At 61.2% G+C, this 25,667-nt stretch carries 18 protein-coding genes; 10 read left to right on the plus strand and 8 right to left on the minus strand.

Annotated features, from left to right (window positions below; all coding sequences use genetic code 11):
• Positions 1–15 precede the first annotated feature (15 nt).
• Positions 16–366 carry a hypothetical protein gene (locus tag ABD903_RS02625; RefSeq protein WP_345221117.1) on the minus strand — a complete coding sequence of 117 codons (351 nt, stop codon included), beginning with the start codon at positions 364–366 and terminating at the stop codon, positions 16–18.
• A 135-nt stretch (positions 367–501) separates the two neighbouring features.
• Here ABD903_RS02625 and pta point away from each other — a divergent pair, with 135 nt between their 5' ends.
• Positions 502–2,595, plus strand: coding sequence for a phosphate acetyltransferase (gene pta, locus ABD903_RS02630; RefSeq protein WP_345221119.1), 2,094 nt, complete (start codon positions 502–504; stop codon positions 2,593–2,595).
• A 91-nt stretch (positions 2,596–2,686) separates the two neighbouring features.
• On the opposite strand, the gene ABD903_RS02635 is transcribed toward pta, so the two are convergent.
• Entirely contained in the window at positions 2,687–3,118 is a 432-nt protein-coding gene (locus ABD903_RS02635; protein WP_345221121.1) for a hypothetical protein, read from the minus strand.
• A 278-nt stretch (positions 3,119–3,396) separates the two neighbouring features.
• Here ABD903_RS02635 and ABD903_RS02640 point away from each other — a divergent pair, with 278 nt between their 5' ends.
• From ABD903_RS02640 to ABD903_RS02660, 5 genes are all read left to right on the plus strand, one after another.
• On the plus strand, positions 3,397–4,620 hold the full coding sequence (locus tag ABD903_RS02640) for an acetate/propionate family kinase (RefSeq protein ID WP_345221123.1): 1,224 nt from the start codon (positions 3,397–3,399) through the stop codon (positions 4,618–4,620).
• Positions 4,621–4,919: 299 nt separating this feature from the next.
• Positions 4,920–6,896: a glycosyltransferase family 2 protein gene (locus ABD903_RS02645; RefSeq protein ID WP_345221125.1), complete on the plus strand. Its 1,977-nt coding sequence runs from the start codon at positions 4,920–4,922 to the stop codon at positions 6,894–6,896.
• A 77-nt stretch (positions 6,897–6,973) separates the two neighbouring features.
• The gene (locus ABD903_RS02650) at positions 6,974–8,194 is read left to right on the plus strand and encodes a pyridoxal phosphate-dependent aminotransferase (protein ID WP_345221127.1); all 1,221 of its coding nucleotides are present in this window, start codon (positions 6,974–6,976) and stop codon (positions 8,192–8,194) included.
• Positions 8,195–8,389: 195 nt separating this feature from the next.
• On the plus strand, positions 8,390–8,926 hold the full coding sequence (locus tag ABD903_RS02655) for a YfiT family bacillithiol transferase (protein WP_345221129.1): 537 nt from the start codon (positions 8,390–8,392) through the stop codon (positions 8,924–8,926).
• Between the two features lie 127 nt (positions 8,927–9,053).
• Positions 9,054–10,058 carry a bifunctional heptose 7-phosphate kinase/heptose 1-phosphate adenyltransferase gene (locus ABD903_RS02660; RefSeq protein WP_345221131.1) on the plus strand — a complete coding sequence of 335 codons (1,005 nt, stop codon included), beginning with the start codon at positions 9,054–9,056 and terminating at the stop codon, positions 10,056–10,058.
• Between the two features lie 167 nt (positions 10,059–10,225).
• Here ABD903_RS02660 and hemE read toward each other — a convergent pair whose 3' ends face one another.
• The 3 genes from hemE to ABD903_RS02675 form a co-directional block, all read right to left on the minus strand.
• A complete protein-coding gene (gene hemE / locus ABD903_RS02665; protein WP_345221133.1) occupies positions 10,226–11,272 on the minus strand; it encodes a uroporphyrinogen decarboxylase in 1,047 nt (348 codons plus the stop codon).
• 69 nt (positions 11,273–11,341) lie between these two features.
• The gene (locus tag ABD903_RS02670) at positions 11,342–11,857 is read right to left on the minus strand and encodes a hypothetical protein (protein ID WP_345221135.1); all 516 of its coding nucleotides are present in this window, start codon (positions 11,855–11,857) and stop codon (positions 11,342–11,344) included.
• Positions 11,858–11,881: 24 nt separating this feature from the next.
• On the minus strand, positions 11,882–12,508 hold the full coding sequence (locus ABD903_RS02675) for a MarC family protein (protein WP_345221137.1): 627 nt from the start codon (positions 12,506–12,508) through the stop codon (positions 11,882–11,884).
• Positions 12,509–12,640: 132 nt separating this feature from the next.
• Here ABD903_RS02675 and purE point away from each other — a divergent pair, with 132 nt between their 5' ends.
• A complete protein-coding gene (gene purE, locus ABD903_RS02680; protein WP_345221139.1) occupies positions 12,641–13,186 on the plus strand; it encodes a 5-(carboxyamino)imidazole ribonucleotide mutase in 546 nt (181 codons plus the stop codon).
• A 129-nt stretch (positions 13,187–13,315) separates the two neighbouring features.
• The gene (locus tag ABD903_RS02685) at positions 13,316–14,476 is read left to right on the plus strand and encodes an endonuclease/exonuclease/phosphatase family protein (protein WP_345221141.1); all 1,161 of its coding nucleotides are present in this window, start codon (positions 13,316–13,318) and stop codon (positions 14,474–14,476) included.
• A gap of 69 nt (positions 14,477–14,545) precedes the next feature.
• Here ABD903_RS02685 and ABD903_RS02690 read toward each other — a convergent pair whose 3' ends face one another.
• Positions 14,546–20,491, minus strand: coding sequence for a reprolysin-like metallopeptidase (locus ABD903_RS02690; RefSeq protein ID WP_345221143.1), 5,946 nt, complete (start codon positions 20,489–20,491; stop codon positions 14,546–14,548).
• A gap of 174 nt (positions 20,492–20,665) precedes the next feature.
• Positions 20,666–21,811 (minus strand): FAD-dependent monooxygenase, encoded by a 1,146-nt coding sequence (locus tag ABD903_RS02695; protein ID WP_345221145.1) that lies wholly within the window; start codon positions 21,809–21,811, stop codon positions 20,666–20,668.
• A gap of 269 nt (positions 21,812–22,080) precedes the next feature.
• Between ABD903_RS02695 and ABD903_RS02700 the strand changes: the two genes are divergently transcribed.
• Positions 22,081–22,767, plus strand: coding sequence for a hypothetical protein (locus ABD903_RS02700; protein ID WP_345221146.1), 687 nt, complete (start codon positions 22,081–22,083; stop codon positions 22,765–22,767).
• A 93-nt stretch (positions 22,768–22,860) separates the two neighbouring features.
• Positions 22,861–23,562 (plus strand): hypothetical protein, encoded by a 702-nt coding sequence (locus ABD903_RS02705; protein ID WP_345221148.1) that lies wholly within the window; start codon positions 22,861–22,863, stop codon positions 23,560–23,562.
• Between the two features lie 100 nt (positions 23,563–23,662).
• Here the strand turns inward: ABD903_RS02705 and dnaK are convergent, their stop codons facing one another.
• Positions 23,663–25,621, minus strand: a complete 1,959-nt coding sequence (dnaK, locus tag ABD903_RS02710) for a molecular chaperone DnaK (protein ID WP_345221149.1) — start codon at positions 25,619–25,621, stop codon at positions 23,663–23,665.
• Positions 25,622–25,667: the final 46 nt, after the last annotated feature.

Genomic DNA, 25,667 nt, shown 5'->3' on the forward strand with positions numbered 1-25,667 from the left:
AACGGCTCCGTCTTCTCAGATGGAGCCGTTCGGCTTTTTGGGCGTCACCCATACGGCCGGGCCACGCTGTATGGGCTCCACGCTAATAATGCGGCCTTCACCCGCAGCATGCGGAAACAAGCCGAAGAGAATGGTTTTGCCTGGCTGAAGGTAGGGTTCCAGTGCCGGTATGAGCAGGGTAAGAATGCGCAATGTGTAGGGGGTAGCGGTATATACAGGCTCCTGAATCTGAAACTCTGAAAAAATTGAACCCGGCGACCCAGGCGCCCACAGCGACATGCGTAACGGCTGGATAATCGGGAAGCGCGGTTGATGTTGCGCTGTGGATGAAAAAGTGACTTCGGCAAGTAGGGTGACTTCTGTCATGGTGCAGCCGCGGCGGCCAAAAGATGTTTGTGGCTCGAGGCAGCCAGCTTGGTTCGGCACGCAATCTAAATCTTCCGTAGTTACAGCCGAAGCCGGCTCCCAACGGTTTCTTTCTTACCTCGACTTCCATCCGGTATGACCAAAACCGTCTTCATTGCCTCCGCCGAGCCGTACAGCGGCAAATCCCTCGTAGCCCTGGGGCTGGTGAACATGCTGCTCAGCAAAGCCCAGAAAGTCGGCTACTTCAAGCCCATCATCAACGCCGATGCCGCCGGCCAGCGCGATGTGCACATCAACACCGTGCTGCAGTACTTCAACCTGCCCATTGCCTACGAAGACACCTTCGCCTATACCGGCACCGAGGTGCTGCGCCTCATAGAAACCGACCGGCAAGGCGAGATGCTCGATACCGTTATTCGGCGCTACAAGCAGGTGGAAGACGCGCACGACTTCACGGTGGTAGAGGGCACCGATTTCGTGGGCCATGGCACCGCGTTCGAGTTCGACCTGAACGTGAGCATTGCCAAAAACCTGGGCGTGCCGGTGGTGCTGGTTATATCGGGCGAGGGCAAAACCACGGCCCAGTTGGTGGGCGCCGTGCTAACGGCGCTGCGCGGGTACGAGGCGCGGGAAGTGCCGGTGCTGACAGTAGTGGCCAACAAAGTGCAGCCCGACCAAGTAGCCGACGTGCAGGAACTGCTGCGCGCGCAATTGCCGGCGGGGCTTATTCTGTCGGTAATTCCCGAGGACAAGACGCTGCTGAACCCCACGATGAAGGAAATTCACGAAAACCTGGGCGGCAAGCTCTTGTTCGGCGAAGACCAGCTGGGCAGCCAGGTCGACAACTTCGTGACGGGAGCCATGAACGTGCCCAACTTCCTGAACTACCTCAAGGAAAACGTGGTCATCGTAACGCCCGGCGACCGGGGCGACATGATTATCTGCGCCATTCAGGCCAACCTTTCGGCTAGTTACCCCAAGGTGGCCGGCATTGTACTCACGGCCGGTTGGGAGCCGGAAGAGCCCATTTTGCGCCTGTTGCGCGGGCTGCAATCGGTGCTGCCCATTATTGCGGTGCCCACCGGGACGTTTGAAACCAGCGCCCGGCTCAGCGTTATCAAGTCGCGTATTTCGGCCGATAACCCTAAAAAAGTGCAGCTGGCCATTCGTACCTTCGAGCGGTACGTGGACGTGCCCGCGCTGGACCAGAAACTGGCCAGCTACCAGGCCGAGGGCATTACCCCGCACATGTTTCAGTACCGGCTGCTGCAGTGGGCCAAGCGCCAGCGCCGCCACATTGTGCTGCCCGAAGGCAACGACGACCGGATTCTGCGCGCCGCCGCCCAGCTCCTGCAGCAAGACATCGTGGACCTCACCATCCTGGGCAACCCCGCCGACATTGCCGCCTCCGCCAAACGCCTCGGCCTGAACCTGCCCTTGGGCCATTTGCGCGTCATCGACCCGGAATTTTCCGAGTACTACAACGACTACGTGCAGACGTTTTACGAGCTGCGCAAAAGCAAAGGCGTGAACCTCGACATGGCACGCGACCTGCTGCGCGACGTGTCGTACTTCGGCTCGATGATGGTGCACAAGGGCCACGCCGACGGCATGGTGTCGGGCGCCGTGCACACCACCCAGCACACCATTCGGCCGGCGCTGCAGTTCATCAAAACCAAGCCGGGTATCTCGCTCGTGTCGTCGGTGTTTTTCATGTGCCTGCCCGACCGCGTGGCCGTGTTCGGTGACTGCGCCGTAAACCCGAACCCCACCGCCGAACAGCTGGCCGAAATTGCCATTTCCTCGGCCGAAAGCGCCCAAAACTTCGGCGTGGAGCCCCGCATTGCCATGCTCTCGTACTCCTCGGGTACCTCCGGCGAAGGCGCCGAAGTGGAAAAAGTGCGTCGCGCCACCGAGCTGGTCCGCGAAAAACGACCCGACTTGAAAGTAGACGGCCCCATTCAGTACGACGCGGCCGTGGACCCCATTGTGGGCCGCCAGAAGCTGCCCGGCTCGGAAGTAGCCGGCCAGGCCAGCGTCCTCATCTTCCCCGATTTGAACACCGGCAATAACACCTACAAGGCCGTGCAGCGCGAAACCGGCGCGCTGGCCATCGGCCCGGTGCTGCAAGGGCTGAACAAGCCGGTGAACGATTTGAGCCGCGGCTGTACCGTGGATGATGTATTTAACACGGTGGTAATTACGGCTATTCAAAGCCAGACTGGGTAATTGCCTGGAGCAAGGAGCATTAGTGGTAATTCAGGTAAAGCGCAACACTCGCTAACAGCCAGTCTGCAGTTCGCTGCTAATTATTTGTGAATTAATCTTTTGCGGTAACATGATTAATTATGGCTGGTAAATTAGCAATAGGGGAAAACCAGCCATTTAATTCGTTTATTCTCACGCCAAATACGCCTTTTGAGGATAGTGCCGTAACATAATCTATGGCTCTGTGGGTGTCCATAGATATGATCATGACGCTTCCCTTGTCATCAACAAATCCACCGTCTTTTACAGACTGTCCAAATTCCTGAGCTTTCTGCCTGTCCGTGAATACAAAAACCCACGGCTGGTTGTCGAGGACTCCTATAAACGGTCTTCGGTCTTCTAATTTCTCGGTGTGCTTCGTTATGAAGTGCCACTGCGGAAGATTTAGGGCCGCCTTCCATAAAGTGGCTAGGTCCTCTTTGTCGCCACTGGTTTTGGCTTTTTGCAAAAGCGAGTCAATGTCGTTGTTGGTTAATTGATCCATTTGGCTTTGGGAATAATGCTGATGAATCCTGTTCAGAGCCGTTATAAAGCGCCAACAAGAACAAAGCTTTCTGAATTTGTCCGCTCCGTATCACAAGCAGGCAAGCATGTAAGAAAGCACATGGTACGAACCACTGCCATACATAGTTGATGCGCTGCAACAACGGCTAAGGGGTGGTTGTGCCGGGCAATTTGCTCCTGAACTACCGTATACTCGTGAACGGTAGTAGTTTTCGGCTGGCAGATGTCGCGGCAATAGGCTACAGCAAACCTCAACGCATGAACATATTCGTCGTCAACTCCGGCAGCTCGTCCATCAAGTACCAGCTTTTCCGCTGGCCCGCCGAGCAGCCCGTGTGCAGTGGCCTGATTGAGCGCATCGGCCTGCCCGATTCCGTTATTAGCCACACCGTGTTCAGCGCCCCTGCGGAGCCGCAGAAACTGCAGCGTATTCTGGAGTTACCCGACCACGCCGCCGGTCTGCGCGAGGTGGTGAACCTGCTCACGGAAGGTGAAGCACGCGTTATACAGGACCCGAACGACATCGACGTTATCGGCCACCGCGTGGTGCACGGCGGCGAGGAATTTGCGGCCACCACGCTGGTTACGCCGGCGGTGAAGGCCAAAATCAAGAGCCTGTTTGCGCTGGCGCCGCTACATAATCCGGCCAATTACCTCGGCATTGAAGTGGCCGAGCAGCTGTTTCCGCGGGCCAAGCAAGTGGCGGTGTTCGATACGGCCTTCCACCAAACCCTGCCCGCGCACGCCTACCGTTACGCCCTGCCCGCTGCGCTCTACCACGAGCACGGCATTCGGGCCTACGGCTTTCACGGCACCAGCCACAAGTACGTGGCCGAGCAGGCCGCCGCCTACTTGCTCAACCCCGCCGCCCGCATCATTACCGTGCACCTGGGCAACGGCAGCAGTATCACGGCCGTGCAGGGCGGCCGCTCCGTGGAAACCAGTATGGGCCTGGGCCCCATGGGCGGGCTGGTAATGGGCACCCGTTCCGGCGACATCGACCCCTCCATCATCTTTCACCTCATTAACCAGCTGGGCTACTCCCCGGAGCAGGTGCATACCCTGCTCAACAAGCAAAGCGGCATGCTGGGCCTCACCGGCTTCAGCGACATGCGCGACGTAGGCCAGGCCGTGGCCAACGGCGACGCGGAAGCCACCCTGGCGCTGCACCTCTACGGCTACCGCATCCGCAAGTACATCGGGGCCTACGCGGCCGTGCTCGGCGGGCTGGATGCCGTGGTGTTTACCGCCGGGGTAGGGGAGAACGATGCCGAGGTGCGCCGCCTGGCCTGCGACGGGTTGGCGTTTCTGGGCATCTGTCTCGATGAAGCCCGCAACCAAAAGCGCAGCCGCAGCCTAAGGGAAATAAACGAGCCGGCCGCGCCTGTGAAAGTGCTGGTCATTCCTACCAACGAAGAGCTGGAAATTGCCCGGCAGTGCGTGGCGTTGCTGACGGCCTCACCCCCCGGCCCCCTCTCCTAGGGGAGAGGGGGAGCCTGAAGTCAGCAACTTCAGCAACGATTTCGTTCAACGACGCGGGGCCGGCAAGCTTAGCTTGCCGGCCCCGCCCGGTGCCGCGCCGCTTGGGTTGTTATGGAGGTCGTTCTGATAGCCGTTCAATAATAGGATTTCTACGACTCCAAGTCGTAGGAACACGCGGCACCGCGCCGCCGTGGCTCCCCTCTCCACGGGAGAGGGGCCGGGGGTGAGGCTACAGAAGCCGGGGGGTGAGGCAAACTCTGCTTAACTTTCGCGGCCCCTCGCGCTCCTAAGTCCTGTTTGTGTCTGCTGCTGTCAAGCTTTCCGTCGTTATTGTCAACTACAACGTCTGCTACTTCCTGGAGCAAACGTTGTTGTCGGTGCGGCGGGCGGTGGAGAAGCTGGGTGCCCCGGTGGAAGTGTGGGTGGTCGATAACAACTCCGTCGACGGCTCGGTGGCCATGGTGCGGGAGCGTTTCCCGGAGGTAAAGCTCATTGCCAACCGCGACAACCCCGGTTTCTCGAAGGCCAACAACCAGGCCATTCGGGAATCGAAAGGCGAGCATGTGCTGCTCTTGAACCCCGACACCGTGGTGGAGGAAGACACCTTCCGCCTCTGTTGCGAGTTCATGGATGCGCATCCCGAGTGCGGCGGCTTGGGCGTGAAAATGCTCGACGGCCAGGGCAAGTTTCTGCCCGAAAGCAAGCGCGGCCTGCCCACGCCCTGGGTGGCCTTCTACAAGGTATTTGGGTTGGCGGCGCTGTTTCCCAAGTCACGCACGTTTGGCCGTTACCACCTCGGCTTCCTCGACAAAGACCAGACCCACGAAATAGAGGTGCTCAGCGGCGCTTTCATGCTCATGCGCCGCAAGGCACTCGACCAGGTCGGGCTGCTCGACGAAGACTACTTCATGTACGGCGAGGACATCGACCTCTCGTACCGGCTCACCCAGGGTGGCTGGAAAAACTACTACTTCCCCGGCACCCGCATCATTCATTATAAGGGCGAAAGCACCAAGCGCACCAGCGTGAACTACGTGTTCGTGTTTTACCGCGCCATGGTCATTTTCGCCCGCAAACACTTCGCGCCGCAGCGCGCGGGCTGGTTTGCGCTGCTCATCAACTGCGCCATCTGGTTTCGGGCGGGCGTAGCGGTGGTGCGGCGCTTCTGGGACCAAGCCTGGCCGGTGTTGCTCGATGCCCTCATCATTTACGTGGGCATGTTCTTCCTGAAAGGGTATTGGGAAGACAACCACAAGTACGTGCCCACCGATTACCCGCCGCAGTACATGCTGGTGGCCGTGCCGGCGTACATTTTTATCTGGCTGACCAGTGCGTGGCTGAGCGGAGGATACGACGAGCCACCCAAAACCTCGCGCCTCGTGCGCGGCGTGGCCGTGGGCACGGTGCTCATTTCAGCCGTCAGCAACTTTCTCGACGCCTGGCGTTTCTCCAAGGCCCTCATTGTGCTGGGTGGCGGCTGGGCCATTGTGGCCATGATTATGCGCCGCCTGTTCACGCACTTCCTGCGTTACCGCGACCTGAACCTTACCGAGCGACGCCAGAAAAACATTGCCATCGTTGGCTCACCCGCCGAAAGCCGCCGCGTGCGCCAGCTTTTGGAGCAGGCCGCCGTGCAGGCCCGCATCATCGGCTACGTAAGTCCGAACCCGGTGCCTACCCCCGACGACGACCAGCTGGGCGAAGTGCGCCAACTCGACGAAATCCTGCGCATTTACGCCATCGACGAGCTGATTTTCTGCGGCAAAGACCTGTCCGCCAACCGCATCATTTCCCTGATGGTGGACGAGCAGCAGCGCTTTCCGCACGTGGCCTTCAAAATTCTGCCCGAAGACAGCCAGTACATCATCGGCAGCTCCTCCAAAGACTCGCCCGGCGACTATTACGCGCTGGACATCGAGCTAAACCTCTACAAGCCGCAGCAGCGCCGCAACAAGCGCATCCTGGATTTCTTCCTGAGCCTGGGCCTGCTGCTGGCCGCCCCGCTGCTTATTTGGGGCGTACGCCAAAAAGCCGGTTACCTGCGCAACGCCCTGCAAGTGCTGCTGGGCCGCCGCACCTGGGTGGGCCTGCGCCACGCCTCGGCTCCGGAACGCGCCCCCCGCGCCGTTCTTTCCCCCGCCGACCACGTGGAAACCGGTACGCCGCTCACCGAGGCCACGCGCCGCCGCTTGGAAGTGCTCTACGCCAAGGATTACGAGCCGGCTACCGATTTGGCGCTGGTGCTGCGCAATCTGCGGCGGTTGGGGCAGGAGTAGACGGAGCTTCTTCCGGCCGCATCTGCGTACTTTTGTAGTCTTTCCCTACTGTTCCCCATCCCAGCCTGTTTCCCCATATGTCTACCGCTACCGCGCCGGCCACGTTGGTCCTTTCCGACCGCCTGAATGCCATGCAGGAGTCCCAAACCATCGGCATGGCCAAAAAGGCCCGCGAGCTGGCAGCTCAGGGCGTCGATGTTATCAGCCTAAGCTTTGGCGAACCTGATTTCCAGACTCCCCAATACATCAAGGACGCCGCCAAAAAAGCCATCGACGACGGCTACACGCTTTACACGCCCGTACCCGGCTACCCCGAGCTGCGTCAGGCCATTGCCGACAAGCTGAAGCGCGAGAACAACCTCGACTACAAGCCCGAAAACATTGTGGTAAGCACGGGCGCCAAGCAGGCGCTGGCCAACACCGTGATGAGCCTCGTGAACCCCGGCGACGAAGTTATCGTGTTTGCGCCCTACTGGGTGAGCTACGAGGAAATGGTGAAGCTGGCCGAGGGCGTGACCGTCACGCTCATGGGCTCCCTCGAAAACGATTACAAAGTGACGGCCGCCGAGGTGGAAGCCGCCATTACGCCGCGCACCAAGCTCATCATGTACTCCTCGCCCTGCAACCCCACCGGCGCGGTGTTCTCGCGCGAGGAGCTGGGCGCCATTGCCGAGGTAGTGGCCCGCCACCCGCAGGTGTACGTGCTGGCCGACGAGATTTACGAGTACATCAACTTCGTGGGGGAACACGTGAGCATGGCGCAGTTCGAGGCCATTAAGGACCGCGTGATTACCGTGAACGGCTTCTCCAAGGGCTACGCCATGACGGGCTGGCGCGTGGGCTACATTGCCGCCTGCAAGGAAATTGCCGTGGCCTGCGAGAAAATGCAAAGCCAAATTACCTCCGGTACCTGCTCCATTGCCCAGCGCGCCGCCCTGGCTGCCCTGCAAGGTGGCCGCTCCTCCGCCGACGAAATGGTGGAAGCCTACCGCCGCCGCCGCGACTTGGTGCTGGACATTGTGAAGGACATTCCGGGCATGAAAACGCCCAAACCCAGCGGCGCCTTCTATGTGTTCCCCGACGTGTCGGCCTTCTTCGGAAAGACTACGCCGCACGGCAACACCATCGAAAACGCCTGCGACCTGGCCATGTACCTGCTTAACGACGGCCACGTAGCCGCCGTGGATGGCGCTGCGTTCGGAGCCCCGCAGTGCCTGCGCTTCAGCACCGCCGCCGCCGATGAAAAGCTGGCCGAAGCCTTCCGCCGCATCAAGGTGAGCTTGGCGAAGCTGGCGTAACCTAAGCAGCGGAAGCAAAGGACTTCTGCATCTTCCCGTCATCCTGAGCGCAGCGAAGGACCTTCTCGCATCTGAACGTGAATTGTCGTTACGACTTGTTCTTGCTTGAGAAGGTCCTTCGCTGCGCTCAGGATGACAAACGGCTTTGGTCATTGACGCAGATTACACTACTAGAATCTTCTTCCCGCCCCTGCCATGACCCAGCCCTCCGACGACCATCTGCGTTTTCCCATTGGCCGCGTGCAGCTGCCCGAGCAGCCGCTAACCGCCGCCGAACGCGCCCGCTACATCCAACAGATTACCGAATTGCCAGCGGAGCTAACGGCTGCCGCACGCGCGGCTGGCGGCGTGAAACTGGAACAACCCTACCGCTCCGGCGGCTGGAACGGCCGGCAGGTAATTCACCACTTGGCCGACATGCACCCGCTGCTTTATGCGCGTTTCCGGCAAGCCCTGACGGAAGAAAACCCTACGGTGCCGGTGTACCAAGAACAGGCGTGGAGTGACTTGCCCGACGTAGCTGCCACGCCTGTCACGGTGTCGCTGGCGCTGCTGGAAAGCCTGCACACACGCTGGGTGCTGTTGCTTCAACACCTGAGCGACGCGCAATGGCAGCGCACATTTTACCACCCGCGGCTGCAGCGCACGTTTACGCTCGATCAGGCCCTGGCCCAGTACGCCTGGCACGGCCGGCACCACATCGGGCACATTAAGCTGCTAGGGGTGATGTAAGTAAAGATTAGTTGTCAGGGTGAGTTGTTCGTTGTCAGTATTCGAGCGCAGCCGTTCCCGCGAACTGCCAACTCGCAACTGACAACTCAAAGCTACCTTTGCAGCCTTTCCCGCTCAGAACCCTGCAATGCCCGCTGCCACGCCCGCCTCGCTGCCCGAACTCTTCGCCGCTTTCAACAACCTGACCGTGCTTATCGTGGGCGACGTGATGGTGGACGCCTACGTGTGGGGCCGCGCCGGCCGCCTCTCGCCCGAAGCGCCCGTGCCCATTGTGAACGTAACGCGCACCGAGCAACGCCTCGGCGGCGCCGCCAACGTGGCCCTGAACATTCAGGCCCTAGGCGCCACGCCGTTGCTGTGCGCCGTAATCGGCAGCGACGGCGGCGGCGACCAACTGCTGCACGAAATGCACCAGCGCCAGCTTTCCGCCGACGGCCTCGTGCGCAGCGACGAGCGGCCTACCACCGTGAAACAGCGCATTCTGGCCCACGGGCAGCAACTCTTGCGCATCGATGCAGAAGTGGAGACCGACCTGAGCGCCACCGAAGACGCGGCCCTGTCGGAAAGCTACGAGCAGTTGCTCGACCGCGCCGACGTGGTCATTTTCGAGGATTACGATAAGGGCGTGCTCAATGCCGACCGTATTGCCCGCTTCATTGCCCTGGCCCGCGAGCGGGGAATTCCCACCGTCGTCGACCCGAAAAAGCGCAACTTCCTAGCCTACCGCGGCTGCACGCTGTTCAAGCCTAACCTGAAGGAACTACGCGAAGGCCTGAAGCTGGAATTTGCCGATGGCGACAACGCCGGCCTTGAGCACGCCGTGCAGCTGCTGCGCACGCATTTGTCGCCCGATATGGTGCTGGTGACGCTATCGGAACGTGGCGTTTTCTGCGCCGCCGCTACCGGCCCCATCTACCTGCCCGCCCACGTACGCGCCATTTCCGATGTATCGGGCGCCGGCGACACCGTTATCAGCATTGCCGCTTTGTGCGTAGCCCTGAACTTGGCTCCAGCCGACATGGCCGAACTGGCCAACCTAGGCGGTGGCCTCGTCTGCGAGCAAGTAGGCGTGGTGCCCATTGAGAAGCAGCGGCTGCTGGAAGAAGCCGAAGCCGCGGAAGTGCTGGCTTAGTTGCCTGACTTCCTGCTGAACGTAGAACAGCTAAAACAAAACTGTCATCCTGCGCAACGCGAAGGACCTTCTCACCACTGAACGATTGTCGTAACCACGACTTGTTTAGAAGTAAGAAGGTCCTTCGCGTTGCGCAGGATGACAGACTACTTTATAGGCAGACGGATTTACGCCAAATCCTGTCGCATGCGCAAGCTGTGTTCTTTCACTGTTTCGATAAACACCTTAACCCGCTCGGGGTTGGTGTCGGGGTACACGCCGTGGCCGAGGTTGGCAATGTGGTGCTGCGGGCCGAAGCGTTCCAGCATGGCAATGGTAGCCGCACGCACTTGCTCGGGTGAGCCGTAGAGGGCGCAGGGGTCGAGGTTGCCTTGCAGGGTTTTGTTGCCCACGAGCGGGCGCACCGTGCGTGGGTCCTCGTTCCAATCCAGCCCAATGGTGCGGCAGGGCATTTGGGCGAAGTCGGAATACGCGAAGAAAGCGCCTTTGGCAAACACCGTTACGGGCGTGTCGGCGGGCATGGCCGCACAGATTTCGGCGATGTAGCGGGCCGAAAACTCCTGGTAGTGTTGCGGGTTCAGAATGCCAGCCCAGGAATCGAACACCTGCACCAGGTTAGCCCCGGCTTCAATTTGCGCCTGCAGGTAGGCAATGGTGGTATCGGTGATTTTGCGCAGCAGGCGGTGAGCCAGCTCGGGGTCTTGGAACAGCAGGCGGCGCGCTTTGCTGAACGTTTTAGAGCCATGGCCTTCCACCATGTAGGCCAGAATGGTCCAGGGGGCACCGGCAAAACCGATGAGCGGCACGCGGCCACCTAGGGCACGCTTGGTGACTTTAATGGCATCGAGCACGTAGCCGAGGTGCTCGTGTGGGTCGGCCACGCGCAGGCGGTCCACATCGGCCGCCGATTGCACGGTTTGCGGAAACAGCGGGCCGCGGGCTTCCACCATTTCGTAGGTCAAGCCCATGGCTTCGGGCACCACCAGAATGTCGGAGAAGATGATGGCCGCGTCTACGTCCAGCGCGTCGATGGGCTGAATGGTTACTTCGGCAGCCAGATCGGGGGTTTCCACGAGCTCCTTAAACCCGCTCAGTTTGGCGCGCAGGGCGCGGTATTCGGGCAGAATGCGGCCGGCCTGGCGCATGAGCCACACGGGCGTCCGTTCGGTTTGTTCGCCGCGCGCGGCGCGGAGCAGGAGGTCGTTCTTGAGCATGGGTAACGGGCTAGAGGCGGCAAAGATAGCCTGTCGGGATCAGCCCATCTGCGTTTTGTATTCGATACCTCAAGGGATAAGACTGTTGAACTGCTGTATCTCCGCGTTCCATACATACAGTTGCCCTTGGTCGATATAGGCGAAGCGGTTTACGGTGCTGCAGTAAAAAAATGATTTAGGCTGTAGTTGGTAAGTTCGGTAGAGGGCTTTTGCATCTACATCCTCGCCTTCAATAGAAATGCCAGCCAAATTGCCGAAAAGCGTCATTATAGCTACCGGTTGGTTTCTGTCTAACACAAAAGCCATAAACTGACTGCGGTCCATTTTCAGGTCATTGCACGCTACTACGTGTTGCCCTACCCTTTCAATAACCATTATTGGAATCGGAACCAGAACCGCATTTCTCTTGGCTTCGCGTTTGGTAACAAAAATGACATTCCCGGTTTGCGCTACAGAAGGCATCTGCCAGAAGCCCTTGCGAAAAAACTCGCGGTCAATAACCTGAGCCGCCTGTTCCAAATCGTAGTTAAGGCATGTAGCCTGCAGTAGAGAAACGGCTAAGCCAACAGTTAGAGTGTAGTTCATAGGAGAAGATGAACTATATAATCCCTACCGCGTCAGCCCCGGAAACAGCGCCACAATGGCCGTAGCCAGGAAATTCACCCCAATGGCCAACGTCAGAAAACCCATGATGCGCGCCAGCGCCGCCATGCCCGGCCGGCCCAGAAAACGCGTGAGCCGCAACGACGACATCAGAATTAAATAGCTGGCCAGTGCTACCAGCACGAAGCCCAGCAGCGTGAGGCCCATGGCCAGAAACGACGGCCGCTCGGTAAACAGACCGATGCACACGGCCATGGAGCCAGGCCCCGAAAGCATGGGCATGGCCAGGGGCGTAAACGAAATATCGTCTTTGTGCATGCTTTCCTCTAGTGCGGCGTCTGAAATTTTGGCGCGGTTGCCGCCGGGCGTAAGCAAATCGAAGGCGGAGCGCATGAGCAGAATGCCGCCCGCAATGCGCAGGTGGTGAATGTTAATGCCGAAGAAGTTCAGGATATACTGCCCCGCGAAAAACGACACCGCCAGCACGCCCACCATATACATACACGCCCGCAGCGCCGTGGCGGCCCGACCGGTTGCGGTGTCGTGCTCGGTGAGGGTAAGAAACACCGGCATGGCCCCAAAAGGGTTAACGACGGAGAACAGTGTGGTGAACGTGGCGAGCAGAATTTCCATGCGCGAACGGTAGGGGAGCGGGCCAAAGGTAGCGGCCTGTGGCATACGGCGTGCCCTCAAAATAGCTATGTTTGACGACTGCGCCGTATGCTACTCTAGAGTTGCCTACGTTCGATTGCCTCATTTTCACTCATGACTACTCCTCCCCCCGTTCCCTCCGCGCCGGAAACCGCCACGCCAATTGTCGGCATAATCATGGGCGGGCAGTCCGATTTGCGCGTGATGAACGCCGCCGCCGACATGCTGCGCCAGTTTCAGGTACCTTACGAACTCACCCTGGTGTCGCCGCACCGCACGCCACACCGGCTGGTGGAATACGCCGAAACAGCCCGCAAGCGCGGCCTGCGCGTGATTATTGCCGGTGGGGGCGGGGCTGCGCATCTGCCCGGCATGGTGGCCGCTTTCACCACCATTCCTGTTATTGGCGTGCCCATTAACGTGCCCACGTCCATTGGCGGGCTCGATTCCATCCTGTCGATGCTGCAAATGCCCACCGGCGTGCCCGTAGCCACCGTAGCGGTAGATGGGGCCGCCAATGCCGCCGTGCTGGCCGTGCAAATGCTGGCGCTGGGCAACGCCCGCCTCGCCGATGCGCTGGAGAAATACCGCGGAGCCCTGCGCGACAAAGTAATGCGAACCGTAGACGAGCTGCGTAAAGGCGGCCTCGACGACATATAAGAAGCCGTGAATTCTGAGCAGGGTGCAATTGGCTAACTGCTATATAGGCAATCGGCGCCGTCCGGTGCAACTAACTCGGCGGGGTGTAGTACAAGTCTTCAACATCCCCTCTCTTCCTCTAAGCCCCTCGTGCACACTTTGCTTTCCGTTTCATTTGCGCAGTTGGCTGTCGGCCTTGTAGCTGTACTGGGCGTTGCGGGTATAGTGGCTACTTTGCTGCCGCTACTGCGCCACACGGCGTGGTGGATTCGTGTTTTTGATTTCCCGCGCCTGCAAATTGTGGGCATCATGAGCTTGGTGCTACCAGTGGCTCTGGTACTGGGCTTCTGGAACCGCGGTTGGGATTCCCGTGGGGTAGTAATTGCGCTGGCCGCCGCCATCGTGTACCAGCTGGTGCGCATTCTGCCGTATACGCCCTTCGTGCGGAAGCAGGTAGGCGACAGTACCGCTGCTGGCCACCGCGGCCACGTGAGCCTGCTCATGATGAACGTGTTGCAGTACAACAAGCGGGCTGATCTGGCCATGAAGGTCATTCAGGAAGCCGACCCCGATATCATTCTAGCCGTGGAAACCGACACGTGGTGGCTCGACCAGCTGCGCCCGCTGCAGCATACCCACCACTATTTCTGCCACGAACCCCTCGACAATACCTACGGGCTGCTGTTTTTCTCGCGCCTGCCCCTGCACGACTGCCGAATCAAGTACCTGCTCGACGACGACGTGCCCTCCATTCATACCCAGGTGGAGCTGCCCGGCGGCTCGCGTATGCGCCTGTACGGGCTGCACCCCAAGCCACCAGCGCCGCAGGAGGCCAAAACCAGCACCAAACGCGACGCCGAGCTGCTCATGGTGGGCAAGGAAATCGACCGCAACGACGAGCCCACCGTGGTATTCGGCGACATGAACGACGTGGCCTGGTCGCACACGTCTGAGCTGTTCCGGCGCGTGAGCGGGCTGATGGATCCGCGCGTGGGCCGCGGCCTGCTGCCCACTTTCCACGCCGAGCACCGCCTCATGCGCTGGCCCCTCGACCACGTGTTCGTGTCGCCGCACTTCAAGGTCGACGACATGCAGCGGCTGCCCTACGTCGGCTCCGACCACTTTCCCATCTACATCAAGCTCAGCTACGAACCCCACGACAAGCACATACAAGAAGCCAACGTGGAAGAAGCCGACGCGGAAGACCACGCGGAGGCACTGGAAAAAATTAAAGATGGTTTTGAAGAAGAAACAGAGGATGAGCGCGAAGAAGCCAACCACCCGGCTCCGCACAAAAAACTGATTACTTAAACCCTCCAGAATCCATAAAAAAGCCTCCCTGGGAAACCGGGGAGGCTTTTTTATGAACGGTAGTCACGTTTACTCCACCACCACGCGGCGCGTTATCGGCGCGTGGTTCGGGGCTTCCACCACCAGCAGGTAGGTGCCAGTAGCCAGGCCCGTTGTGGAAACGGTTGTCTGGGTGCCGCTGAAGCCTTGCGTGCTCAGGGTGCGGCCCAGTACGTCGCGCAGCGTTAAGGTGCCCCGCGTAACGGGCTGGCTCAGGGCCACGTTCAGCCGGGCCTGTTGCGCCGCGGGGTTAGGCCACACGCTGAATTGCAGCGCGCTGGCGCTGGTCGTGGATGTGGGGCGCTGGGGCTCAAAGCGCAGGGAGAAGCGCGTGGTAAGAAGGCCGGCCGCGCTGGTCGTGAACGAGTAATTCGGCTGCTGCTGCAGGTTAATGTCCTGGCCGGTTTGGGCATCGTGTAAGTACACGCTGGCCGTGGTCAGGTTCAGCAGCTCGGCCGCCACAAAGGTGAACGTGCCGGCTTGTGGCACCGCAATGCCCAGCGGCACCACCGTTTGGCCTGTGAGCAGGGGCAGGCCGTTGATGCTCAGCTCGGTAGTTTCGGTCAACGAAAACAGCGTGGGAGCACCGCCGCTGTTGTGCTGAATCTTCAGCGCGTCGTACTGCGCATCGAAGCCCGGCGTGGCGCCGGCCTCAAAGTACACGTAGGAGTCGTCTTTCAGGGCCGCCGTGGCGCCGCGCAGCGTAAGGTGCACCAGCGGGCGGTTGCCACTGCGCTGGAACACGGGGTTCTGGTAGCTGGTCACCCGCTGGGAGTTACGGAAGTTGAGCGAGCCGCTGGTCTGGCCCGCACTCACCCGCACAAAAAAGCCCTGGCCCAGCGGCAGAATGGGGTTACCGCCCACGCCGTTAACGTAGCTGCGGTAGTTGCCGCCGTACTGGCTGGTGCTTTCGAAAATGTAGATGGCCGCATCCAGGTTCGAACGGTCGGCCGCGGCTACCAGCGAGTAGTCGAGCGGGGCGGGGTAGGGGTTACCCACCAACTGCCAGCCCGCGTCGGCGGCGGTGGCGCCGCTGTTACGGGTCAGTATTTGAGCCAGGGTGCCGTTGTTCAGCGCGCCGGTGAAGCTCAGCGTCTGGCCGGCGGGCATGTTCACGGTGTAGGCTTTGCCCACCGTTAGCGCATCGGTGGTGCCGGCGGGCGAAGCCCAGCCCTTATCGAAAGCCGACAGGTTGCTGGTGGCCGAGGCCAGCCGGCTCTGGTCGTAGCCAAAAACGGTGGGGAAGGGCGAGACCTGCGTGGGCGTGGCCGAGCTGTTGTAGGCCGCATTCACCGTGGGCGAGAAGCCCGCCGTGCTCAGGCTGTTCACCGTGGCGTTGCCCGTGGGGGCCGATACGTGGCGGTAGCCGGGGCCGGCGTTCAGGTCGGGCGTGATGTAGCGCTGCGCCGTAGCCGTGCCCTGCACCAAGCCGCCGTTGTTCACCACCAGGGCCGTATTGTTGGCGTCAGATTCCAGCACGAAGGGGTTGCTCTGGGTTACCAACGTTCCGTTAAGCGTTACCAAGCGCCGGGCCGAGGCCCCGACGGAGGTGGAGAGCAGCACTCCGTTGGCGTTGACGGTCAGGTTCCAGAACCGTACCCGGCTGTTACCCAAAATGTTCGAGCCATTAGCCTGAGCCGTGCTGCCCAGCACCACGGTGCCGCCAGTGGGCACGAAGCTGCCGTTGTTGGTCAGGTTGGCGTGCACTTCAAGCGTACCGCCGGTTTGGCTGAGCGTGGCGCCGCTGCCGATGGTCAGGCTTCTGGTCAGCGCTGTGCCGGCCGAAATCAGCGGCATGCTGGCGGCGGCGCCGGGAATAGCGGCGTCGAGCGTGGCGGTGGGTACGCCGTTTGTCCAGTTGGCGGCCGTAAACCAGTCGGTGCTCACGTTGCCGGTCCAGGTAGTGCTGGTAACGGGTACCGTGTAGGTAAGCGAGTACGCTGCGGAAGCCGCGTTGCCGTTGCCGGCACCGTCCTGGGCCGCTCCGGCCAAAATACTGACCGTGGTAGCGGTGCCGGGCGTGGTGGGCGTTACCTGGAAGGTGTAGGTGGTAGCAGTGCTGGCGGTTGGGCCGCTGCTCACCGTGCCATTGCTCACGCTAATGCCACTGACTGCGAAGCCCGATACGTTTTCGCTGAACGTTGCCGAGAAAACAAAGGGCGTGGTTAAGGTAGAGCTGCCCGAAGCACCGGTTGTGCTGCTGAGGGCTACCGTCGGGGCCGTGGTATCCACCGTGAAGGTGTTGGTGTTGCTGTCGGGGCTGGTGTTGCCCACCGCGTCGGTGGCGCGGGCGCGCACCGTGTGGCTGCCGCTGGTCAGGGCCGTGGGCTGCGTAAAGCTCCAGGCGCCGGCTCCCGTGGCCGTGGTGGTACCAATGCTGCTGCCGTCCACCAGCACCGTCACCGTCGAGCCAGCTTGGGCTGTGCCACCGTAAAGAGGCGTGTTATCGTTGGTCTGGCTGCCGTTAGCCGGCTGCGCCACCAGCGGTGCGGGCGGCGGCGTGGTGTCAACGGTAAACGTGTTGGTGTTGCTGTTCGGGCTGATGGTGGCGCCGCTGCTCTGGGCCGTGGCGTAGGCCGTGTGCGGGCCGTCGGTGAGGGCCGACACTGCCGTCAGCGTCCAGTTGCCGTCCGCAGCGGCCGTCGTAGTGCCAATACTGCTGCCGTCCACGAACACCGTTACGGTGCTGCTGGCCGGGGCCGTACCGCTGTATGTCGGGGTGTTGTCACTGGTCAGGCTGCCGTTGGCCGGCGTTAGCAGCACCGGCGCGGCCGTTGCGGGCGTGGCGGCAGTCGAGAAGGCGGCCGTGGCGGCCGTGGAAGTAGTGCCGCCGGCGCAGTTGCTGACGATGTTGACCGAGTAAGCAGTGCCCGGCGTCAGGCCCGACAGCGTAACCGGACCAGCCGTGACGTTTTGGGTGCTGCTGGCCGGCGTGGTCGTCACGGTGTAGCCCGTGGCCGTGGCGCTCGGCGTGAAGCTCACCGACGCCGTGGTCTGCGTGATGCTGTTCACCGCCAGCGCAGTGGGCGCATTGCAGCTCGGGGCTACCGGGCCCGTCACGCAAATGGTGAAGTTGCCGTTGGCGGGCTGCGGAGTGCCCGCGTCCGTGTAGGCGTAATATCGAGCAAAATACCGCGTCCCGGCCGTCAGTCCATTAACGGTAATGCTTTCGCCACCTGCCACGTTTGCATCGCGGCAACCCAAAGACGTAAGACTGCCGCAGCTGCCCGAAAACAGCTGCAGTACACCATCGAAGGCGCTGTTGGTGGTTACCGTGTGGGTAGGGCCGGTAGCGGTAAACGAATACCACACGTCCAGCGCCGAGGTACCGGTGGCGCCATTGCACGTGGAAGGGCCCTGCGACTGGGTGGCGCCCGTTACGGTGCCGCTAGTGGTAACGCAGCTAATGGCCGATACCAGGTTAATGGCCGTGGCGCATTCGTCGTTGGCCACTCGCGTGGCAAAGGCGAGCGTGCCGGGCGCCGACGTTACCCCGTCCGGACAGTTACCCACAATGCTCACCGTGTAGTTGGTAGCGCCGGTTAGCCCCGAGAGCGTGACGGGCGACGCCGTGATGGTTTGCGTGGTGGTGGCCGGGAACGTTGTTACCGTGTAGCTGCTGGAGGTGCCGTTTGGCGTAAAGCTGATGACGGCCGAGTTGGCCGTGATGCTGCCGGCAGCCAGGTTAGTTGGGGCGTTGCAGGGCGGTGGGGCGGCAGTCGAGAAGGCGGCCGTGGCGGCCGTGGAAGTAGTGCCGCCGGCGCAGTTGCTGACGATGTTGACCGAGTAAGCAGTGCCCGGCGTCAGGCCCGACAGCGTAACCGGACCAGCCGTGACGTTTTGGGTGCTGCTGGCCGGCGTGGTCGTCACAGTGTAGCCCGTAGCCGAGGCCGAGGCCGTGAAGCTCACCGACGCCGTGGTCTGCGTAATGCTGCCTACGCTCAGGCCAGTGGGCGCGGCGCAGGCCGTGGGAGCCGTAATGCTGAAGTTAGCATTCGAAATATCGAAGAAGTAATTATCGGCGGCCGCCACCATAATGCGGGCCGTGCTGGTGGCTACGCTGGGCACGGTAACCGAAACCGAACCGTCGTTCGCGGTGCCGCTGACCAGGGTGGTGGGGTAAGTCAGGCCGCCGTCGGTGGAAAGCAGGATGTTAACGGTGGCACAGTTCACGCCGTTGGCGCTGGTGCCCGCCACGTTCCAGGTAACCGTTTGGGCGCTGCCGCCGGTCCAGGTAACGGCCGTATTCGGCGCCGTTACCAGGAACGGCCCGGCGGCGCTGGTTACGCTCAGGTTTACGTCGGTGCTGTAATCTACGCCGCCCACCACGCCGGCTGCGCCGTTGTGCTGGTCGCGCACGGTGCAGCGAAACCGCATGGAGCGCGTTACCGTGGGCAGCCGCTCGGCCGTGCTCGAGGTGTTGCTAACCAAGTTGCTCAGCCGCGGAAAATAGCGCGTGGGAGAGGTGCTGGGTGTGAAAGAGCGAAACAAGGGCACGTTTGAGTTGGCTACCTGCGGGGTGCTAAGCGCAGCAAAAGGCCCCCCGTTCATTTGCTCCCAATTGTAAGTCAGCACATCGTTCTGGGCGTCGGTGGCGCTGGCCGTCAGGCGGAAGGGCGTGCCAATGGGCAGGGTTCTGGTCGTGGGCACGGTTACCAGGGGGGCGGTATTGCCGGTGGCCGTGGAGGTGCCGCAGCTGGTGGTGGCAATGAAGGTCAGAATTTCCTGAAACGAGCCCGAGTGGAAATACGCATCGGAGTTGGCCTGCAGGTCGTCGGGGGCGCAGATACCGGCGTAAGCCATGATGGTGCTGCCCGAGCCCGGCTCGAAAGCGGTGCTGGTGTTGCCGTTGCCGGCGCAGGCGCCCTGGTTCGTGTTAAAGCTGTGGTCGGCGCCAAACTGGTGCCCGATTTCGTGGGCCACGTAGTCGATGTCGAACGCGTCGCCCACCGGGGAGCCGCTGCCGGTTACGCCGCGGGCTTTGTTGGAGGCGTTGCACACCACGCCCAGGCCGGCCAGGCCGCCCGAGTTGGTGCCGAACACGTGCCCGATGTCGAAGTTGGCCGTGCCGATGAGGCTGGTGATGTTGGTCTGGGCCTCGTTAATCATCGCGCCCGGGTTGCCGTTGGAGTACGGGTCGGTGGCGGCGTTGGTGTAAATGATGTTGGCGTTATTGCCCACCAGCTGCAGGCGCACGGCCACTTCCTTCTCGTACACGCCCACCACGCGGTTCACCGTAGTCACGATGCCGGATAAGGCCAGGGCTACGGTGCCACCCCTAAAAGCGGTGTACTCTCCGGTAGCGGCCACCGCCAGGCGGTAGGTACGCAGCGAGGTGCCCGCCGCAATTTCGGCCGCGGCCGGTCCGGTGCTGACCGCCACGCGTTGCCGGGCCTGGGCTTGTTCGGTAGGAGTCGATTTAAACTGGCACACCGGCGCCGCACCCAGCGCAGTCCGGTTCATGTCGCGCCGGTAAAAGCTGAGGTAATGCCGCGAGTCGGTGCGGGAGCTGGGGTCGATGTAGACCGTGCCCGTTTGCGCCGATAAAATTTGCGCGTGAAAACCCCGCGGCGTCACGTCCAGGCGTACGCTCGCCGTAGGATCGTCCAGGCCCACTCCGCGGTAGGTTTTTATTTGCGGGAACTGGGCGGCCAGCGCCGGTGCCATCAGCGCCGTTTCCACCACCGCAAAACGGCTGCTGCTGCCATCGGGCAGGGGCAGGGCCACTACCAGCGGTGCCGCGCCGGGGCGGCTTTCGGTGGGCGCAGCCGTTAGAGCTGCACGCAAGCCGGCCAAATCAAGCACGAGCGGGCGGCTACTCAGCAGGGCCGCGCCAAGTGCCGTGCGGCTGGCCGTGGCCTCGTCCTGGAAATACGGCGCCGCGGCACGCCCCTGGGCCTGGGCCGCCGAATGCAGCCATCCGGTACAGGCCACACCACACACAACAGCCAAGAGCCGGGAGTATAATTTTCTCATAAAATCAAGGAAAAAGTCTGACTGAAAGATAGGTTATAGGCTATATATATTAGCCTTTTTGTGTTAAGGAATTGAAATATTTTCTGCCGAGCTGCAGTACAGGCCATGCTCCTGCCGCGCGTTGCGGAGCCCAAATCCCATTCTGATCCGACATGACAGCCGGGCCTGAAAACATCAATCGGCGTAGAGAAAGGCCATTTGGCGGGCGTTTACGGCGGGCGGCACCCGGCGCATTACAGCGTTGCGGAGCCACACGAGCAAGGGGTTTTCCAGTTGGGCCGCCCAGCCCAGCTGCCACGACTGGGTAACGATGCGCGTCGTGCGTGGGCGGCGTCGTTCATCGAATAGCCGAAACGCATCCGTTACCGATGGGCGCTCGGCCAGGCAGCGGGGAAGCGAGGCGGCGTCCTCTACGGCTTGTCCCGCGCCCTGGCCCATATTGGGCGTGGTGGCGTGGGCGGCGTCGCCGAGCAGCAGCACCCGGCCGTAGGCAAAGGTGCGCAGCGGTTGCAGGTCGATGATGTCGCCCCACAGCAGATGGTCGTCGTGGGTTAGGGCCAGAAGCTCCGGAATAGGGGAGTGGTAATCCGCAAACCGGCGCTGCACGTCGGCCAGCCGCCAGGCGCGGTAGTCCGGGTTATTGGGCGTGGAGCTGTTTACGCAGGCAAACCAGTATACCTGGCCATTGCCCAGCGGTACGTAGCCAAAACGCCCGGCCGGCCCCCAGCTTTCGGTGGAATGCCCGGCCGGCAAATTCAGCACCGACGCATCCAGCACGCCGCGCCAGCAGGTGTAGCCCGCGTACCGGGGCACGCTGCCGGGTACCAGCTGCCGCCGTACCCCCGACCGAATACCGTCGGCCCCGATAAGCGCATCGGCCGTGGCGGTGGTGCCGTTGGTGAAATAGGCTGTAACGCGGCCCTGCTGTTCCTCAAACCGATCGAAGGCATGGCCGAGGTGCAGAGTGCCGGACGGTAACTGCGCCAGCAGCAAGCGTTGCAGATCGGCGCGGTGAATAGCCAGGTTGTCGTAGCCCAGGCGCTCGGTAAAGGGCGTGGTGTCCACAGTATTAAGCACGCGGCCCCGCTCATCGAGCAGCCCAATGCGGCGCACGGGGTAGCCGGCGGCGTGCGCAGCGCGGTGCAGCTCGGGGCTAAGGCGGTCGAGGGCGCGCATGGCGTTGGCGCCCAGCACCACACCCGCGCCAATTTCGCGCAGCTCCGCAGCGGCTTCAAACACCTGAACCTCATGACCCTGCCCAAGCAGCCCTACGGCCGTAGCCAAACCGGCAATACCGCCGCCCATTATCAGAAACTCCATAGATGCCAATAGCCAGGCGTTGCCAGCGAATAAGAAGGTTGAAATCTGTTTTGAGGCGGCAACTTACCAAAGGATAGGCCTAGCCAATAAACAGGCTGATCAATAATTGTATATTCATTATATTCATCTGCATTCTGTTGTAATGTTCCCGAAACAGGACGCCCTCGCGGGTGCGCTTCCCTAATTGGGAGGCGCCCGACTGAACTAACAGCGACGAGGAAGTGGTTCGAACGGGAGACAAGACAGCGCCCTGCAACTTATTTCCGCTTATGCATTTCCCCCTTACCCTTTTGCTGACCGGCTGGCTGGCGGGCTCGTCGGTTACGACGGAAACCGACCAGGTTTTTAAGGCCGATATGCTGCCCGCCAAAGCCGCCCGCCCTATGGCTTTCGTGCCGGCCGGTTGGCTGCTGGAGCGCCAGGTAGCCGGCGACCTGAACGCCGACAAACGACCCGACCAAGTGCTGCTGCTGGTGGAACGCCCTTCCGATGCACCCGATGCCAAGCGCGAACGGGCCGTGGTGGTGCTGTTGGCCGAACCCGCCGGGTTTCGTCGCGTGGGTGCAGCCGGCGCCGTGGTGCCGTGTGTGGGCTGCGCCGAAACGTCGGTAGGTGCCGACGGGGTGCCCGAAATGGCTATCAGCAAGGGTCAGCTGAGCATTCGGCACATTGCCGGCAATGCCCAAACCGTGGACATGACGCTGTATTTCCGCTTCGAGCCCACCGCCAGCCGGGTACGGCTCGTGGCCCAGCACCACGTGAAAAGCAACCGCAAAGGCATTGATACCACGGTGCGCCACTCCGATTTTTTAACCGGACAGCAGGTGACGGAACGTATTTATGCCGACCCCAACGATAAAGGCGGTACACGCCAGCTCACCTCGCGCAAAGAAGCGAAAGTGCCCACCACGCCCCGTTTTCTGGAAGACTTGAAGCTCGGCGAAATAAGCTTGTAGCGGCCGCTTGCGTAACCGTTATGTATAAAAAGGCCGGCCCTTGCGCCGGCCTTTTTGCGTGCTGGCAGTTTGCGGCGGTACCTTTGAGGACTTATGGCATCACCGCGTTTGTTCTCGTTTTATTGCGCTGCATTCTTAGCAGCCGGCTCGTTTGCCGCGCAGGCGCAATCCAAGGCAATTAGTGCCCAGCAGCTGCCGCTGACGGCCGCCAAACTGGCCGATTTCGTGCCCAAGGGCTGGCGCATAGAGCAGCGACTCGGCGCTGATATTAACGCCGACCAGCAGCCCGATTCGGTTTTGGCCCTGATTCAGACGGCGCAATACACCGGCAAAAACGGCGTGCCCACCCGCGACCGGGCCCTGGTAGTGGCCCTTGCACAACCCGAGGGAATGTGGCGCCGAGCCGGTTTCACGGCGCAATTGCTGTACTGTACCAGCTGTTTTCTTTCCTCCGGCAGCGCACCCGCGCTAACGCTGAGTGAGCAAGGCGTGCTGGAAGTGGCCCACGGAGACTTCGACGGGGACGTGGGCTCGTCCAGCACCGTGCAGTTCAAGTTTGAGCCGCAAACCGGCCGCCTGCGTCTCATAAACGAAGAGGTTACGCGCCATTACAGTCGCTCAAAAGAGAAGTCCATCAGCACCGATCTGCTGACGGGCAACGAAACCACCACCACCGAGGAGTCGAAAGACGAGGACGAGGAACCGCGCGTGAAAACCCAAACGCGAACCTTGAAGCTGCCGAAGTATTACCTCGAAGATTACAAGGAAGGCCGCACGTTGCTGCATAAGTTTTAGCGGCTCACCTCAACGCTAGTAGCGTTGAAACTTTAAACGGTTAAACAAAAAAGGCCCGGAGCGTACGCTCCGGGCCTTTTTACTTATCGACGGGCTGGAATTACTTCTTGCCGTCTACTTCTTCGTAGTCCACGTCGGTCACGTTGTCGTGGCCGGCGCCTTGCGGCTGGCCCTGGCCGTTTCCGCCGGGCTGGCCGCCCTGGAAACCGTCGCCGCCGGGGTAGCCCTGGGGCTGGCCTTCGGCACCGCCGCCACCCTGGGCGTACATTTCCTGCGAGGCTGCTTGCCACGCCGCGTTGATGGCCGCCATGGCGGTGTCAATCTGGCCGAGGTCTTTGCTTTCGTGGGCTTTGCGCAGGTCGGCAAGGGCCGCTTCAATGGCCGATTTGTTGCCGGCGCTCAGCTTCTCACCGTACTCGTTGAGTTGCTTTTCGGTCTGGAAAATCATCGAGTCGGCGTCGTTCACCTTCTTAATGCGCTCCACTTCGGCCTTGTCGGCTTCGGCGTTGGCCTGGGCTTCCTGGCGCATCCGCTCGATGTCCTGCTCGGAAAGGCCCGAGGAAGCTTCGATGCGGATTTTCTGCTCCTTGCCGGTGCCTTTGTCTTTGGCCGTCACGTGCAGAATGCCGTTGGCGTCAATGTCGAAGGTCACTTCAATTTGCGGTACGCCGCGCGGTGCGGGCGGAATGCTGTCGAGGTGGAACTTGCCGATGGTGCGGTTCTGCGACGCCATCGGACGCTCGCCCTGCAGCACGTGAATTTCTACCGAAGGCTGGTTGTCGGAAGCCGTGGAGAAGGTCTCCGATTTCTTGGTCGGGATGGTGGTGTTCGACTCGATGAGCTTGGTCATCACGCCGCCCATCGTCTCGATACCGAGGCTCAGCGGGGTTACGTCGAGCAGCAGCACGTCCTTCACCTCGCCGGTGAGTACACCACCCTGAATGGCAGCGCCAATGGCCACCACTTCGTCGGGGTTCACGCCTTTCGAGGGCTTCTTGCCGAAGAACTTCTCAACCTCTTCCTGGATGCGCGGAATGCGGGTTGAGCCACCTACCAGGATGACGTCGTTGATGTCGGAAGGCGACAAACCGGCGTCTTGCAGGGCCTTTTTCACCGGCTCCATCGAACGACGGATCAGCGAATCGGCGAGCTGCTCGAACTTGGCGCGGCTCAGTTTTACCACCAAGTGCTTAGGACCGGTGTTGGTAGCCGTGATGTAGGGCAGGTTAATCTCGGTTTCGTTCGACGACGAAAGCTCGATTTTAGCCTTTTCAGCGGCTTCCTTCAAGCGCTGCAGGGCCATGGGGTCCTGACGCAGGTCCATGCTTTCCTGCTGCTGAAAGGTCTCGGCCAAGAAGTTGATGATAACCTGGTCGAAGTCGTCGCCCCCGAGGTGGGTGTCGCCGTTGGTGCTCAGTACCTCAAACACGCCGTTGTCGAGCTCGAGGATGGAAATATCGAACGTACCACCGCCGAGGTCATACACGGCTACTTTGTGGTTCGAGTGGTCTTTATCGAGGCCGTAGGCCAGGGCGGCGGCCGTGGGCTCGTTGATGATGCGTTTCACATCGAGGCCCGCAATGGCGCCGGCTTCTTTGGTGGCCTGGCGCTGGGCGTCGTTGAAGTAAGCCGGTACGGTAATAACGGCTTCGGTTACGGGCTGACCGAGGTAGTCTTCGGCGGTCTGCTTCATTTTCTGAAGCACCATGGCCGAAATTTCCTGCGGGGTGTACTGCCGGTCGCCGATTTTCACGCCGACGGTGTTGTTCGAGCCGCTGCCCAGGGCGTAGGATACGTGCTTGGCTTCTTCGGAAACCTCCGAGAAGTTGCGGCCCATAAAGCGCTTGATCGAAGAAATAGTATTGGTGGGGTTGGTAATGGCCTGGCGCTTCGCCGGGTCACCAACCTTCCGCTCGCCCTTGCCATTGTCGAGAAACGCGACGATAGACGGCGTGGTGCGGCGGCCTTCGCTGTTGGGAATTACAACGGGTTCGTTGCCTTCCATCACGGCCACGCACGAGTTGGTCGTGCCGAGGTCAATACCAATGATTTTGCCCATGAGTATGTTCGTAGGTAGAGTGAAGTGTCTTGTAGTTGAGGTGGCA

Origin of the sequence: Hymenobacter koreensis (assembly GCF_039541855.1) — a bacterium.
Taxonomy (GTDB): domain Bacteria; phylum Bacteroidota; class Bacteroidia; order Cytophagales; family Hymenobacteraceae; genus Solirubrum; species Solirubrum koreensis.